The sequence below is a fragment of the Rhizobium sp. 25PS6 genome (genome assembly GCF_032464655.1).
Classification (GTDB): domain Bacteria; phylum Pseudomonadota; class Alphaproteobacteria; order Rhizobiales; family Rhizobiaceae; genus Rhizobium; species Rhizobium laguerreae.
Genome location: NZ_JAWDIV010000008.1, coordinates 94,416 through 107,738 on the forward strand (window position 1 = coordinate 94,416; position 13,323 = coordinate 107,738).

The following is a 13,323-nucleotide window of genomic DNA, read 5'->3' on the forward strand; positions in this document are numbered from 1 at the left end:
GGACATTTGACGATGGCAAGCCTGATTTCCTGTCCTCATTGCGGCGTCCGACCGAAGGAGGAGTTCTCGATCCGCGGCGATGCCGGCCTTGCTCGGCCGGCGCCGGATGCCGGTGCGGAGGCCTGGTACGATTATGTCTATCTGCGCGACAATCCGCGGGGCCGGCACAGCGAATACTGGCACCATTCCTCCGGATGCCGCCGCTGGCTGATCGTCGAACGGGATACCGTCACCCATGCGGTCCACGGCGTCAGGGATGCCGCCCTCTCCAAGCTCGGCGGAGAACCGGCATGACGAGCTTCCGTCTTTCTTCCGGCGGCCGCATCGACCGCACTACTTCGCTCGGTTTCACCTTCGACGGCAAGCCTCTTGAGGGCCATCCGGGCGACACACTCGCCTCGGCGCTGCTTGCCAACGGCGTCCAACTCGTCGGCCGCAGTTTCAAATATCATCGCCCGCGCGGCATTCTGACGGCGGGGGCTGCCGAACCGAACGCGCTGGTGACGACGGGCAGCGGCGGGCGCACCGAACCGAATACGCGCGCGACGATGATCGAGCTCTACGAGGGGCTGACGGCAAAGAGTCAGAACCGCTGGCCCTCGCTCGGCTTCGATGTCGGCGCGGTCAACGGACTGCTGTCGCCCTTCCTCAGCGCCGGTTTCTACTACAAGACCTTCATGTGGCCGGCGGCCCTCTGGGAAAAGCTCTACGAGCCGGTGATCCGTAAGGCGGCCGGCCTCGGCAGAGCCTCCTACGAAGCCGATCCCGACACTTACGAGAAATGCTGGGCGCATTGCGATCTGCTGGTGATCGGCGCCGGCCCTGCCGGTCTTGCCGCAGCGCTCACTGCCGGCCGCGCCGGTGCGCGCGTCATCCTCGCCGACGAGGGATCCGAACTCGGCGGCAGCCTGCTTTCCGACAGCGGCACCATCGACGGCGAGGATGACGCGCTTCTCGGTGAGCTGCTTGCCGAACTGGCGAGCCTGGAGAATGTGCGCCGCCTGCCGCGCATGACGGTGTTCGGCTGGTACGATGACAATGTCTTCGGCGCGGTCGAACGGGTGCAGAAGCACGTGGCGATACCCGACCCGGAACGCCCCGTCGAACGGTTGTGGCGCATCGTCGCCCGCCAGGCGATCCTTGCAACCGGCGCCGAGGAGCGTCCGCTCGTCTTCGGCGGCAACGATATTCCCGGTGTGATGATGGCAGGCGCGATGCGCAGCTATCTCAATCGACAGGCGGTCGCACCCGGCAGAAGCACTGTCATCTTCACCACCAACGACGCCGGATATCGCACCGCCGCCGATCTCGAGGCCGCCGGCCTCGCGGTCGCGGCGATCGTCGACAGCCGCGGGGATGGAGGTGGGAGTTGGCAGGGCCGCGCCGAAGTGCTGGAGGGCGCCAGGGTCATCGATGCGTTTGGCGGCAAGAGCCTGCGCGGCGTCAACGTCAAGACCGCAGACGGCACCCGCCGTATCGAAGCGGATGCGCTTGCCATGTCAGGCGGCTGGAGCCCAATCATTCATCTTGCCTGTCATCGCGGCGCGAAGCCGCAATGGTCGCACGAGGCCTCGGCGTTTCTGGCGCCCGCCCAGCAGGAAAGTCTTGCCGTTGCCGGCTCGGCCGCCGGCCTTGCGAAGACGGCGACCTGCCTCGGCGATGGCGCCGCAAAGGCATCTGCCGCGTTGAAGGCGATCGGTTTCGCAACGGCGGAGCCGGCCTTTGGCGAGGCGTCCGAGACGGCTGCACAGGCAAAGCCACTCTGGTCGGTGAAGGGTTCGAAGAGCAAGGCTTTCGTCGACTATCAGAACGACGTGCATCTCAAGGATTTGGGTCTCGCTGTCCGCGAAGGCTACGGCCATGTCGAACTCGCCAAGCGTTACACGACATCAGGCATGGCGACCGATCAGGGCAAGCTTTCCAACATCAACGCCATCGGAATTCTTGCCGAGGCGCGTGGCGTGTCACCTGCCGAAGTGGGAACGACAACGTTCCGGCCCTTCTATACGCCGGTTTCCTTCGGCGCTTTGACCGGGACGTCGCGCGGCAAACATTTCCAGCCGGCGCGCAAATCGCCGCTGCATGGCTGGGCCGAGAAGAACGGCGCGGTCTTCGTCGAAACCGGCCTCTGGTACCGTTCCGCCTGGTTTCCGCGCGCCGGCGAGGCGACGTGGCGCCAAAGCGTCGACCGCGAGGTGCTGAACATCCGGAAGAATGCCGGCCTCTGCGATGTCTCGACCCTCGGCAAGATCGAAATCTTTGGCAAGGATGCCGCGACCTTCCTCGATCGCATCTACTGTAACGGCTTCGCCAAGCTCGCCGTCGGCAAGGCGCGTTACGGCATCATGCTGCGTGAGGACGGCTTCATCTATGATGACGGCACCACCAGCCGGTTCAGTGACGAGCATTTCTTCATGACGACGACGACGGCGCTCGCCGCCGGCGTGCTGACCCATCTCGAATTCTGCGCCCAGACGCTGTGGCCGGACCTCGACGTCTGCTTCGCCTCCTCGACCGATCAATGGGCGCAGATGGCCGTCGCCGGGCCGAAGTCGCGTACCATTCTCCAGGAGATCGTCGACGAGGATTTGTCGGATGCGGCCTTCCCCTTCATGAGCGCCCGCAAGGTATCCCTCTTCGGCGGCCGCCTCGAAGGCCGGCTCTTCCGGATCTCCTTCTCCGGCGAACTTGCCTACGAGCTGGCAGTACCCGCCGGCTACGGCGAAGGCGTTGCCGATGCGGTCATGGCGGCGGGCGAGAGATATGGCATCTGCGCCTATGGCGCCGAAGCGCTTGGCGTCATGCGCATCGAGAAGGGTCATGTCACCCATGCCGAAATCAACGGTACGGTGACGCCTGGTGACCTCGGTTTCGGCCGCATGGTTTCATCAACCAAGCCGGATTTCATCGGCAAGGCAATGCTTGCCCGCGAAGGGCTGCAGGATCCCGAGCGGCCCCGCCTCGTCGGCGTCAAGCCGCTTAATCCGGCAACCGGCTTCCGCACCGGCTCGCATATTCTTGCCGAGGGTGCTGCGGCGACGCTCGAGAACGACCAGGGCTACGTCACCTCAAGCGCGTTTTCGCCGGGGCTCGGCCATACGATCGGCCTGGCGCTCGTCAGGCGTGGGCCGGAGCGCATCGGTGAAAAGGTGACGGTCTGGAACGGCCTGCGCAACGAAATCACCGATGCGGTGCTCTGCCATCCCGTCTTCATCGATCCCGAAAACGAGAAGCTCCATGCGTGATCTTCCGCAGCACAAACCGGTTCTTGCCGGCATGGCATATAACGGCATCTCAGGGGCGGGCGTCCGGCTGGAAGCCTTGCCGGAGGGCCATCTCCTGCATGTGCTCGGCGCGATCGAGCCCACCGCGCTCGCCACGGAATTGGTGAAAGCAGGCTTTGCGCAAAGTTCGATCCGCCAGGCGGGTTTCCGCCAATGGTTCGTCGCCGGCGACGAACCGTTCGTGCCCGCCAGCCTCGATGCTCTCGTTGCAGCGCTTGCGGGAAAGGCCTTCGTCATGGACCAGAGCCACGGGCGCGTGCGTATCGGCGTTTCCGGCCGTTCTTCGCGGGCGCTTCTCTCAAGGGGGACCGCCGTCGATCTCGATCCTTCCGTCTTTCCGGAAGGCCATTCGGCCATGACAATGGTCGGTCATCTCTCGGTGCAGATCGTCCGCACCGGCGATGACAGCTTCGAACTCACGGTCCTGCGCAGTTTTGCCGAAAGCCTCTGGGACGATCTCACCCATATGGCGGCGAGCGCCGAAAAGGACGGCGTCTGACAGAGCATGATGCCCAAAGGTGTGAGCGGTTTTCGGATGACATCGTGCTCTAACTATATAATGTAGAACAGAATTTCGATTGTTTTTAGGCTGTATGCAGCGCGGCGGCGCCGACCCATTCGGGGCGCTCGGCGCCTTGCAGCTCTTCCACCGCATCGGCGGCGAAGCTCGGCACGACACCGGTCCACAGCAGCGCGCCATCGGGATTGGAATGTCCGTCGCCCTCGAGCTTGTAGATGCTTTCGACGATATACTGGCCGTCATTGTTCAGGCCCTTGATCTCGGAGATCTCGATCACCCGGCGCCTTCCGGTGCGCTTGAAGCGGGCGATCTGCACGACGACGTCGACCGCCGAGGCGATCTGGGCGCGCAGCGGCCGAAGCGGCATGTCGATATCAGACATCAGCGCCAGCGTTTCCAGCCGGTGCAGGGAGTCATAGGGCGTGTTCGCATGTACCGTCGAAAGGCTGCCGCTGTGGCCTGATGTCATCGCCTGGATCATATCGAGCGCCTCGCCGCCGCGGCACTCGCCGACGATGACCCGGTCCGGCCGCATGCGCAGCGACGAGCGGAAGAGGTCGCGGATGCTGGCGCCGCCGCGGCCGAAACGGTCGGGCTTGGTCACTTCGAGATAGACGACGTGTTCCTTGCGGATCTGCAGTTCCGACGTGTCCTCGATGACGATGATGCGCTCGTGGTCGGCAAAGGCTTCCGACAGCGCGTTCAGCATCGTCGTCTTGCCGGTGCCGGTGCCGCCGGAGATGATCACGTTTTTCTGCAGCCCGACGGCCGCCTGCAGCAGCGTCAGCGACTGGTCGGTCAGGCTGCCCTGGGTGACGAGATCGCGGATGCTGCGATGTTCTTTCAGAAAGCGGCGAATGGAGATGCAAAGCCCGGTGCGGGAGGCGGGCGGCTGGATCATCTGCACGCGCGAACCATCCGGCAAACGCGCCTCGACGCTCGGCTCCTCCGGCGTCAGCCGCTTGCCTGAGAACTGCGCGATGCTGCGCGCGGCCGATTCCAGGTCTTCGCGGCTAGCGAAGCGCGTATCGGCGCGTTCGAGCTTGCCTCGCCTTTCGACGAAGATGTCGGATGTGCCGTTGATCAGGATTTCGGACACGCTCGGATCATCGAGGAGAAAACGGATCGGCCCGAGCAGCTTGTCCAGCGCCCGGGTCAGGACCTGGAAGGTTGCCTGTTCGGCAGCGTCGTCGGAAACGGCTTTCATCAGAGCGGCATCCCGACCAGGACCGTGCTCATGCCGAACAGTGTCGCCATCATCTGAACCGCGGTGGGAAAGAACATCATCAATGGAATGAGGACCAATGCAAGTATTAAGATGCTGCTCATCGTTTCCATCGTTTTCTCTCCGGATCGACTGGCGGGCGGTACCCACCATTTTGGGAAAGCTTAATCCAGATCATCAAACAACACCATGGTCGGGCGTCGCGCAGGCAGTGATTCTGATCGCAGTACGCCGTTTCTTCTATCGCTTTGAAAGAATTGACCAATTATGGAGCAGTAGACGAAGCCGCGAAGAACCATCAAAAACTTCCTCTTCGCATGTAAAACTGCAGCCTGTTCAAAAGCTTAGTTAAGAGAATCCGTCGTCAACTGCGATTTTTCCGGCGATGCCTCCAAGACAATTGGAACCCTTCGTTTCGTTTGCTTGACGGAGGGCTGGCCTTGGGCGCACTCTTGGGTCTTAATGGTGTTGCTCAACAAACGTTGGCCGCCGGGGAAGATAAGCTGAAGCAGAAAAAATCATTGGATCGAGCAACATGCTCGTTCGGATCGATGGCGTATGCTTGGTTCATCTTCACCACGGCTTCGAACCGAAACAAACCTGAGAATGAGGAGTAATCACATGTTTGGTAAACTCAAGACTCTCGCAATTGCACTTCACAAGGACGAACGCGGCGACATGGCCCAGATCGTCCTGGCGGTCGCCCTGATCGTCATTCCGCTGATGCTGATCCTGCTCGCCTTCGGCAAACAGATCGGCGAATGGTTCAACGAAAAGAACACGGCGCTCTCGGATGCCGAGAGAATTCCTGAGCCGGGTCAATAAGCGGATCGGGATCATGGATACGACCTATGATCTGACCCTGATGCCTGCGGCGGCGGCTCTTGCCGTCGCCTGCACCATGACCGCGGCGGTGCTCGACCATCGCCACGGTCATATCCCGAACGCCGTCACCTATCCCTGCCTGCTTGGCGGGTTCATGTTGGCGGCAATCAGCGGCGGTCTCGCAGGAATAGGGCTTGCCTTCGCAGGCCTCCTTGCAGCCGGCCTGATCTTCATCATTGCCTTCGCAGCCGGAAGCTGCGGCGGCGGCGACGTCAAGCTGATGGCGGCGCTCGGCGCCATTCTCGGCCTCTGGCCCGCCGTCGACGTCACACTTGCCTCGCTGATGGCCGGTGGCGTGATCGCCGTTTTCTCCATGGCGCGGCGCGTTCAGTGGAGCGTGCTGGCCCGAACGGTCGGGCTGTTTGCGCTTCTCCTGCCTGCCGGTTTCCGCGATGCCGCTTCGGTGCTGAAGCCGCGCGAAACCCAACACACGGTCCGCTTCGGCGTTGCCGCTGCTCTCGGACTTCTCTGGTGCCTTTTCATGCCCGATTTCACCCCTCTTTCACTCGTGAGGTAACGGCAATGCGCGCTGAACTCGAACGCCCCATCTTCGACGGTGCCTTCTGGAGTTCGATCCTGCACTCGCGGACCTTCTGGGTCCCTCAGGATCACGGCGCGCTCCTCGGTACCTTTGCGATCGCCATGATGCTGCTTGCCTCGCTTCTGCTGCTGCCGCGGCTTTCCGCCCGCCGGCGCCGGATATCGGAGCTGCACGGCGACATCTCCGGCAGCACGACGATGATGGATTTCGTTCTCGTGACACCGGTCTTCGTCTTCTTCATGTTCGTGGTCTTCCAGTTCACCATCCTGGCCAAGAACCACCTCTTCACCCACTATGCCGCCTATGCGGCGGCGCGCAGCGCCCGTGTCTATTTCTGTCCGGCCCTGCCGATCACCATCCGGAGCTTGATCGACGCCAGGACCTGCGACGACGATGCTGCCGCCGGCAAGGCCGATCTTGCCGCCCGCCTGGCGCTGATCCCGGCCGCACCCTACGACCAGCTGAAATGCGTCGGTGCCTGCCAGCCGCCGGAAGATGCGCTGAAAAGCCTTGCCGATGCCTCGGGCCTGTCGAAGAACTGGCGCGCGATGCGCAACCAGGCCCGCTATATGTTCGACCCGCAGAATGTCACCGTGACCGTCGACCGCGCGCCGATGGCGATCTATGCCGCCATCAACCGCTCGCCGCATGTGCCGGTCACCGCCAAGGTGGAAGCGCGCTTCCTGCTGCTCGAATATGCCGGCTGGGTCTTTGCCCGCGGCCAGAGGAAGGACGGCCGCTACTACACGATCTCTACGGCGGAGGTGAACCTGCTATGACACCGACCCTTATCAAGCGCCTGCACCGCGACGAACGCGGCTTCCTGTCACCGATCATTCTCTACATGACGATCGCGCTCGCCCTGATGATCGTCTGGATCCTGAATACGGGACAGATGATCTACGACAAGCAGCGCACGCAAGACACGGCCGACGCTGCTGCTCTCGTCCACGCCGACTGGGAAGCCCGCTATCTCAACATTATGGCGATGAACAACGTCGCCTCCTCGCAGGCAACCGTCGTCATGGCGACGTCAGTCGCCTTCCAGCTGACGACGGCGGAACTGGCCCTGCGCTCGGGCGTCATTCTGGCAAAACTCGCCCAATATTCTTTTACTGAAGGCTTCGGGCCGGCATCCCTTTTGCCGCCGATGCCTCCGATGCCCTATTGCCCGGGCTGGCAGAAGGTCCCGATCGTCGGTGGCATCATCTACGGTGCTTGCCTGGCATTCCAGGGGGTCCGCGCGATAGGAGCCACCAAGGCGCTTGCATATACGGTAAAAGCACAGCTCGATTATGATCCATGGGGCCTTATCGAAAAGTCCAGCGACATTATCGACGCCATGAACGACCTCAACGACTACCTCGTCGAGAGCTTTCCTCAGCGCGTGGGCAACGAAGCCCTGCATCTGGTGCGCCTGAACAAGTCGGATCATGTCGTCTTCCACCCGCCGTGCGAATCCTGCAACGACGCCGGAGAGGGCGCCGGCGGCAACCTGCCGGTCGATCGCGACGGCATCAATCCCGCTGCGGCCTATGCTGAAATGTGCCTGGCGATGAGCAAGGGCACGCAAGGGCAGGATCCGCTCCTCATGCGCGGCGAGTTTGCCAAACGTGGCTTCCCCAACGGCAAGGGCCCGTTGACCGCGGGCGGCGTCGACGGCAGCCATATCCGCGACTGGGTCAACCACGAGAGCGGCATCGACGATGCTTTAGTGGACTTCTACATCTTTTATGAAGCCTTCGGCCCGGCCTATCTGAGCAAGGTCCCGTTCAAGGCAATCATCGAGCAATTTGGCGATCTCAGCTGGTGGCAGGAATTGCTGCTCGATGGCAGCTTCTATATCGCCGAGGAACTCTTCGGCATCGAGTTCGGCATCGTGAACCCCTTCCAGCTGCCGATCGACGTACCGCCGCGCTATTCCGACAAGCAGACAAAAGACGAGAACGATTTCACCCGCAAGTTCGACATGATCTGGAATCAGGTCTGCGGCCCAGCCGGTGGCGCGATTTCCGTGGCGGGTGCTCCCCTGCCTGTCATCTCCTTCCCGAAGCCTTACTGGCTGAAAGGACGCATACCGTTTAACTTCACGCCCTTCGGCGGCGAGCAGCTCGACGACTACCAGACGCTGGCGATCGTTTCCCGCGCCCCGCGCGCCAGGCTGCAGATCCGCATCTTCAAGGACAAGACACCGTCCGCCTACGCCTTGGCGCAGAGCTGGGTCCACAACTACACGGCCTTCGACCTCTACACCCAGGACTGGCTGGCATCGCTTGCCCCCGCGACACTCGCCGACGATATCGGCCAAGTTTCCAACACCATCAAGCAGAGCCCGGCGGCCGATAGTTTTACCGGCCTGACCCGCGTCTTCGACCGAGGAGGAGCCAATGCCTGGGCTGCCGTCAACACACACTGAGCCTATGAGCGGTCCTCCCGGCCGCGGGCTGCTGATGCGGCTGCACCGCGATAGGCGCGGTCTCGCCTCGATTGAATTCGTGCTCGCCGCGCCGGTCATCCTGCTGATCGTGATTTTCGTCATTCATGCGAACAAGATTTCCACCAAGAAGGTCGGAACCATGGTTGCAATGCGCAACGCCGCCTTCGCCGAGGCGAACGGCCTGTCCTGCACGTCGGATTTCTCGAACGTCTTCCCGATACCGGCCTTGCCGGCACTGCCCGGACGCGACGCCATGAGCTGCTCACGCACACCATCGCATGAAGGCGGCGGCGACCCGCAGCGCACCTTTGTCTGGGACGACGTACAGAAGACCTGGAAGAGCGACGGCCGCGATTTCGGCGACATGGTCGGCGACCTCGCCAATGAGAAGCCGCAGCTCGTCACCGCGACGGCCGATCGAGTCTACAAGTTCAGGGATTCCGACGATCTCGATACGATCAGGAGCCTTCGCTGGAAGGACGCGTTCACGGTGGATGACTCGACTCTGTTTGCCTCCCATAACAACGATACCACGCGCCGAGGCTACGATCCGACCCTGCGCCGGGAAATCCGTGGCGTGGCCGACGATTCCGGCGATCTGTTCGACGGCGTCTTTCCGGGAGCGAAATAAGATGAGACAGTGCTCGCGCATCTCCTTTCGTCTCGCCGGCTATCACACCGGTTTGGTGCTTGTCATCGGGCTTGCCGCCGCCATGGCGACACCTGTTCGCGCCGAGATCTATAAGGATTTGAGGGTGACGCTGAATTCGATGCTGGCCGGCATCCTCGGCGCGCCGGAGCGGGCGCCGCGCGATCTCGTCATCAACGGCCAACCGCTTGAATTCACGCCCTATCAGAGCGATCGCAGCATTTCCGATATCACCGACGAGTGGCTGCGGGTACTGGCCGTCAATACCCGACCCGCCCTGCCGAAAAGCAACGACAAGGAAGAACTGACCGCCGTCATTGCCGCCAACATGCTGATCGTCCCGAAGACGAGCCGCATCCGCGACGATCTCGCCGTGGTGGTGCGATTCTTCGACGGCGACGGCGAGGCTGCCCTCGATTATCTCAGACGTCAGGACCCTGCAAATTCTTCGGCGAGAGCGCCCATCCCGGGCGTCACGATCATGATCCGCAGGCCGGCCGATGCGCCGATGACCGAGGTGCTGATGAGCCGCTTCGACGATGTTGCCTCGACGCTGCCGGCCTTTGCAGCACCTGCCGATGTCACCAAGCTGCCGCAGTCGCTGCGTCCGCCGGCCGGTGTCGAGGTGCTGAGCGATATCGGCGATCGCGACAAGGGCCACACGTCACGCACGGTCGTGTCGAAAGGCACGCTGTCGGCCGTGCGCTGGTCCGATCAGCGCGCCGATCTGCTTGCCCGCGACGGCTTCACCATCGAGACGCCGCCAGCGCAGCGCGGCGGGGTCACCGCGCTTTATGGCCGGCGCGGCAGCGTCGAGGCCAATGTTTTGTACACCCGCAGCAAAACCGACGGCCGAACCGTCGAGGTCATTCAAATCAGGCAACCCTTCGTAGGGGGAATAACACCATGAACTGGAAGCTCATCGCGGCTGTCATCGTCGGGCTCATCACCGGCGTCCTGCTCTACTTCTGGACCGAGAGCGTCAAGAACGAGCAGACGGCCTATGCCTTCATGCGGCTCCAGCCCGACAGGAAGGTCACGCGAGGACAGGCGATCACGCCCGACATGCTCGCCGAACCGGTGATGCTGCCGGAAAGCTTCGGGGCGCTCGCCAAACTCGCGGTGCCTGCCGCCAGCGCCTATCAGGAATGGCTGAAGGACAGGACGGCTGCGAGCGATATTCCGGCCGGCTCGGTGCTGCTCTTCCAGTATTTCGACGATACCGACGGCGGACGCCTGACGACAATGATCGCGCCGGGTAAGCGGGCGCTGACCCTTCCCGTCAACGCTGCCGCGGCCGTCGGCCATTTCGTCGAGCCAGGCAGCTATGTCGATATCATCGGCACGGTCGACGAACCGGTCGAGCCCGTGGCGCCGGCCGCCGCGACCCAGCCGGGGGCCCCTGGCCAGCCCGCTGCCGTGCCAGGCCAGCCTGCCGTCCCTGGTCAGGCGCCGGCCACAGCCGGACAGCCGCAGGCTCCAGCCCAGCCGCAGTCGCCCGTCGAGCAGATGCTGAAGAACTATCTCACCCAGTATCCGGGCGCCGACGAGAACGATGTCAACGCCTACCGCAAACAGGCGCAGGATTATAAACTCGGCATAAGCTCGCGCACCCGCGTCGTCACCCGCACCTTCCTGCAGAATGTCAAGGTTCTGGCCGTCGGCGCGGCGACGACAGCGGAGGGTGCGGTCACCAAGGCCAACAGCACCTACAACAACGTGACCGTTGAAGTGACGCCGTCGGAAGCTGAAATGCTGATTTTTGCCATGGGCCAGTCGAACGGCAGCCTGAACCTCGTGCTGCGCAATCCGGCCGACAATACCGTCGAGGACCTGCCGAGCATCAACTGGACGCGCATGTGACGCCGGGGGAGAATGAGCCATGCTGTTGAAGATTTCCTATGAGGACGGCAGCGGTCGGGAGGTGATCCCGCTCTCGGCGAACGAGACCTATTTCGTCGGCGAAAGCAGCACGCTGACACTGCCCGCCGGCGCAGGCGTCGTGCGGCTGCGCGGCAGCCACGTCTCTTCACCGCAATTCGTGCTGCGGAAGTCGGGCCAGGGCTGGTCGGTGCAGCATCATGGCCGCAACCCGACGCGCGTCGACGATCAGCCGCTTCGGGCCGGCACGCCGGTCGCGGTCTCGGCCGGCATGTCGATCTGGGTGCCGAACGTCACGATCGAGCTCGTCGAACCGGCCGCGGCCGCCGAAGTGGTCACGCAATTTCCCGATCAGGAACGCGTACTCGCCCTGCAGATGGAAATTCACGAGCGCCTGCTGAAGGACACGCAATATGACCGGCTGGTGAAATCCGCCGATTTCGGCCGCGAGGACACGCGAAACCGAATCCGCGAGCGCCTCGACATGTTCATCAAGGAGGCGCTCGACGCTGCACCGCAGGATCTCGTCATCCTCGTCATCAAGAACGCCGTCTATCGCTGGCTGGCCAAACGCATTGCCCGTACGGGGCGTCGTGACGGCTCGTCGAATGCCGCAAGCCTGTCGCGCGAAGAGCAGGACAATCGCCGCCTCTTCGACGTCGGCAAGGCGCTGATTTCGGCCCTGCAGCTCAAGCTGAACTTCGAATCCACCCGCGCGGACTTCGCGCAGCTCGATACGCGATTCAGCGCCGCCTTCCAGTCCCGGCAGGCTCTTTTCAACGCCGGCGACCGTTATGAGATCGCCCATATGCACCTGCGCTCCAGCATCGAGGAGCTGATGTATCGCTGGGGGACGATCTCCGAGCTGATGGATCTCGACGTCATCTCGGAAATCATGGTCACGCGCTACGACGAGATCTACGTCGAAAAATTCGGCCTGCTGGAGCGCTATCCCTTCGCCTTCGCCAATGAGCGGCAGCTGATGAAGGTGATCGAGCGCATCGCCGTCGATTCCAACCGCTCGATCAACGAGAGCGAGGCGATGGCCGACTTCCGCATGCCGGATGGTTCGCGTGTCAACGCCGTCATTCCGCCGCTGGCGGTCAAGGGCGCTTGTCTGACTATCCGCAAGTTCGGCGGCAAGTCGCGGCTCGATATCAGCAAGCTGGTCACCGCCGGCGCGCTCAGCGAGCCGATGCGCGCCTTCCTCGAGGCGGCCGTCCGCTCCCGCAAGAACATCGTCGTCTCGGGCGGCACCGGCTCCGGCAAGACGACGCTCTTGAACAGCCTGTCGCAATTCATCCCGGTCGGTGAGCGCGTCGTTGCCGTCGAGGACACGTCGGAACTGCAGCTCGACGGCATTCATGTCGTCTACCTGCAATCGCGGCCGAAGACGGCGGAATCCGAGACCAGCGTCACCATCCGCGATCTCGTGCGCAACGCGCTGCGCATGCGTCCCGACCGCATCATCGTCGGCGAGTGCCGTGGTGCGGAGGCGATCGACATGCTGCAGGCGATGAACACCGGCCATGCCGGCTCGATGACGACGGCGCATGCCAACACGCCGCAGGACATGATGACCCGCCTTGAGGTGATGGTGCTGCAGGGGCAGAGCTCGCTGCCTGTCATGGCGATCCGCCAGCAGATCGTTGCCGCCGTCGAGCTCGTCGTGCAGTTGAACCGCTTGGCGAACGGGCGGCGCGCCGTCACCGAAATATCGGAGGTGATCGGCATCGATCCGGATACCGGCCTCATCATCGTCGAGCCGATCTTCAATCTCGTCGGCCGCGCCGGCGGCCAGGCCGTGCATGCTTTTACCGGCTACCTGCCGAGCTTCGTCGCCGAGCTCGTCGAGTTCAACGACGACGGCGAAATCGAAAAACTGGACATGTTCGTCTGAG

General features: G+C 62.9%; 12 protein-coding genes. 11 read left to right on the forward strand and 1 reads right to left on the reverse strand.

The window, feature by feature from the left end; translation table 11 throughout:
* Positions 1 to 12: 12 nt before the first annotated feature.
* Genes RWK44_RS13395 through RWK44_RS13405 form a run of 3 tightly spaced genes read left to right on the forward strand, consistent with a single transcriptional unit; the run spans position 13 to position 3,783 of the window.
* Entirely contained in the window at positions 13 to 294 is a 282-nt protein-coding gene (locus tag RWK44_RS13395) for a sarcosine oxidase subunit delta (protein WP_131640619.1), read from the forward strand.
* Complete coding sequence (locus RWK44_RS13400) at positions 291 to 3,245, forward strand: sarcosine oxidase subunit alpha family protein (protein WP_221947114.1); 2,955 nt, start codon at positions 291 to 293, stop codon at positions 3,243 to 3,245. The genes RWK44_RS13395 and RWK44_RS13400 overlap by 4 nt, the downstream gene beginning before the upstream one ends.
* Positions 3,238 to 3,783, forward strand: a complete 546-nt coding sequence (locus RWK44_RS13405; RefSeq protein WP_131662498.1) for a sarcosine oxidase subunit gamma — start codon at positions 3,238 to 3,240, stop codon at positions 3,781 to 3,783. The genes RWK44_RS13400 and RWK44_RS13405 overlap by 8 nt, the downstream gene beginning before the upstream one ends.
* An 85-nt stretch (positions 3,784 to 3,868) precedes the next feature.
* Here the strand turns inward: RWK44_RS13405 and RWK44_RS13410 are convergent, their stop codons facing one another.
* Positions 3,869 to 5,182 carry a CpaF family protein gene (locus RWK44_RS13410; RefSeq protein WP_245289859.1) on the reverse strand — a complete coding sequence of 438 codons (1,314 nt, stop codon included), beginning with the start codon at positions 5,180 to 5,182 and terminating at the stop codon, positions 3,869 to 3,871.
* Between the two features lie 468 nt (positions 5,183 to 5,650).
* On the opposite strand from RWK44_RS13410, the gene RWK44_RS13415 reads away from it, so the two are divergent.
* From RWK44_RS13415 to RWK44_RS13450, 8 genes are read left to right on the forward strand one after another with little or no spacing between them, the layout of a single operon-like run.
* On the forward strand, positions 5,651 to 5,854 hold the full coding sequence (locus RWK44_RS13415) for a hypothetical protein (protein ID WP_003548168.1): 204 nt from the start codon (positions 5,651 to 5,653) through the stop codon (positions 5,852 to 5,854).
* A gap of 13 nt (positions 5,855 to 5,867) precedes the next feature.
* Positions 5,868 to 6,431: an A24 family peptidase gene (locus RWK44_RS13420; protein ID WP_168287243.1), complete on the forward strand. Its 564-nt coding sequence runs from the start codon at positions 5,868 to 5,870 to the stop codon at positions 6,429 to 6,431.
* A gap of 5 nt (positions 6,432 to 6,436) precedes the next feature.
* Positions 6,437 to 7,234, forward strand: a complete 798-nt coding sequence (locus tag RWK44_RS13425; RefSeq protein WP_025397620.1) for a TadE/TadG family type IV pilus assembly protein — start codon at positions 6,437 to 6,439, stop codon at positions 7,232 to 7,234.
* Entirely contained in the window at positions 7,231 to 8,871 is a 1,641-nt protein-coding gene (locus RWK44_RS13430) for a TadE/TadG family type IV pilus assembly protein (protein WP_316028925.1), read from the forward strand. Before RWK44_RS13425 ends, RWK44_RS13430 begins: the two co-directional genes overlap by 4 nt.
* The gene (locus RWK44_RS13435) at positions 8,843 to 9,523 is read left to right on the forward strand and encodes a TadE/TadG family type IV pilus assembly protein (RefSeq protein WP_132614202.1); all 681 of its coding nucleotides are present in this window, start codon (positions 8,843 to 8,845) and stop codon (positions 9,521 to 9,523) included. The genes RWK44_RS13430 and RWK44_RS13435 overlap by 29 nt, the downstream gene beginning before the upstream one ends.
* Before the next feature lies 1 nt (position 9,524).
* Positions 9,525 to 10,451: a hypothetical protein gene (locus RWK44_RS13440; RefSeq protein ID WP_168287245.1), complete on the forward strand. Its 927-nt coding sequence runs from the start codon at positions 9,525 to 9,527 to the stop codon at positions 10,449 to 10,451.
* Positions 10,448 to 11,404, forward strand: coding sequence for a Flp pilus assembly protein CpaB (locus RWK44_RS13445; protein WP_316028926.1), 957 nt, complete (start codon positions 10,448 to 10,450; stop codon positions 11,402 to 11,404). The genes RWK44_RS13440 and RWK44_RS13445 overlap by 4 nt, the downstream gene beginning before the upstream one ends.
* Before the next feature lie 19 nt (positions 11,405 to 11,423).
* Positions 11,424 to 13,322, forward strand: a complete 1,899-nt coding sequence (locus tag RWK44_RS13450; RefSeq protein ID WP_168283475.1) for an ATPase, T2SS/T4P/T4SS family — start codon at positions 11,424 to 11,426, stop codon at positions 13,320 to 13,322.
* Position 13,323 lies beyond the last annotated feature (1 nt).

What these genes read in the sequence shown, in the direction of transcription:
- RWK44_RS13440 (WP_168287245.1), top strand. Translation starts at nt 9,525, where the DNA reads ATGAGACAGTGCTCGCGCATCTCCTTTCGTCTCGCCGGCTATCACACC.
- RWK44_RS13430 (WP_316028925.1), top strand. Translation starts at nt 7,231, where the DNA reads ATGACACCGACCCTTATCAAGCGCCTGCACCGCGACGAACGCGGCTTC.
- RWK44_RS13415 (WP_003548168.1), top strand. Translation starts at nt 5,651, where the DNA reads ATGTTTGGTAAACTCAAGACTCTCGCAATTGCACTTCACAAGGACGAA.
- RWK44_RS13400 (WP_221947114.1), top strand. Translation starts at nt 291, where the DNA reads ATGACGAGCTTCCGTCTTTCTTCCGGCGGCCGCATCGACCGCACTACT.
- RWK44_RS13425 (WP_025397620.1), top strand. Translation starts at nt 6,437, where the DNA reads ATGCGCGCTGAACTCGAACGCCCCATCTTCGACGGTGCCTTCTGGAGT.
- RWK44_RS13435 (WP_132614202.1), top strand. Translation starts at nt 8,843, where the DNA reads ATGCCTGGGCTGCCGTCAACACACACTGAGCCTATGAGCGGTCCTCCC.
- RWK44_RS13450 (WP_168283475.1), top strand. Translation starts at nt 11,424, where the DNA reads ATGCTGTTGAAGATTTCCTATGAGGACGGCAGCGGTCGGGAGGTGATC.
- RWK44_RS13445 (WP_316028926.1), top strand. Translation starts at nt 10,448, where the DNA reads ATGAACTGGAAGCTCATCGCGGCTGTCATCGTCGGGCTCATCACCGGC.
- RWK44_RS13395 (WP_131640619.1), top strand. Translation starts at nt 13, where the DNA reads ATGGCAAGCCTGATTTCCTGTCCTCATTGCGGCGTCCGACCGAAGGAG.
- RWK44_RS13420 (WP_168287243.1), top strand. Translation starts at nt 5,868, where the DNA reads ATGGATACGACCTATGATCTGACCCTGATGCCTGCGGCGGCGGCTCTT.
- RWK44_RS13405 (WP_131662498.1), top strand. Translation starts at nt 3,238, where the DNA reads ATGCGTGATCTTCCGCAGCACAAACCGGTTCTTGCCGGCATGGCATAT.
- RWK44_RS13410 (WP_245289859.1), bottom strand. Translation starts at nt 5,182, where the DNA reads ATGGTGGGTACCGCCCGCCAGTCGATCCGGAGAGAAAACGATGGAAAC.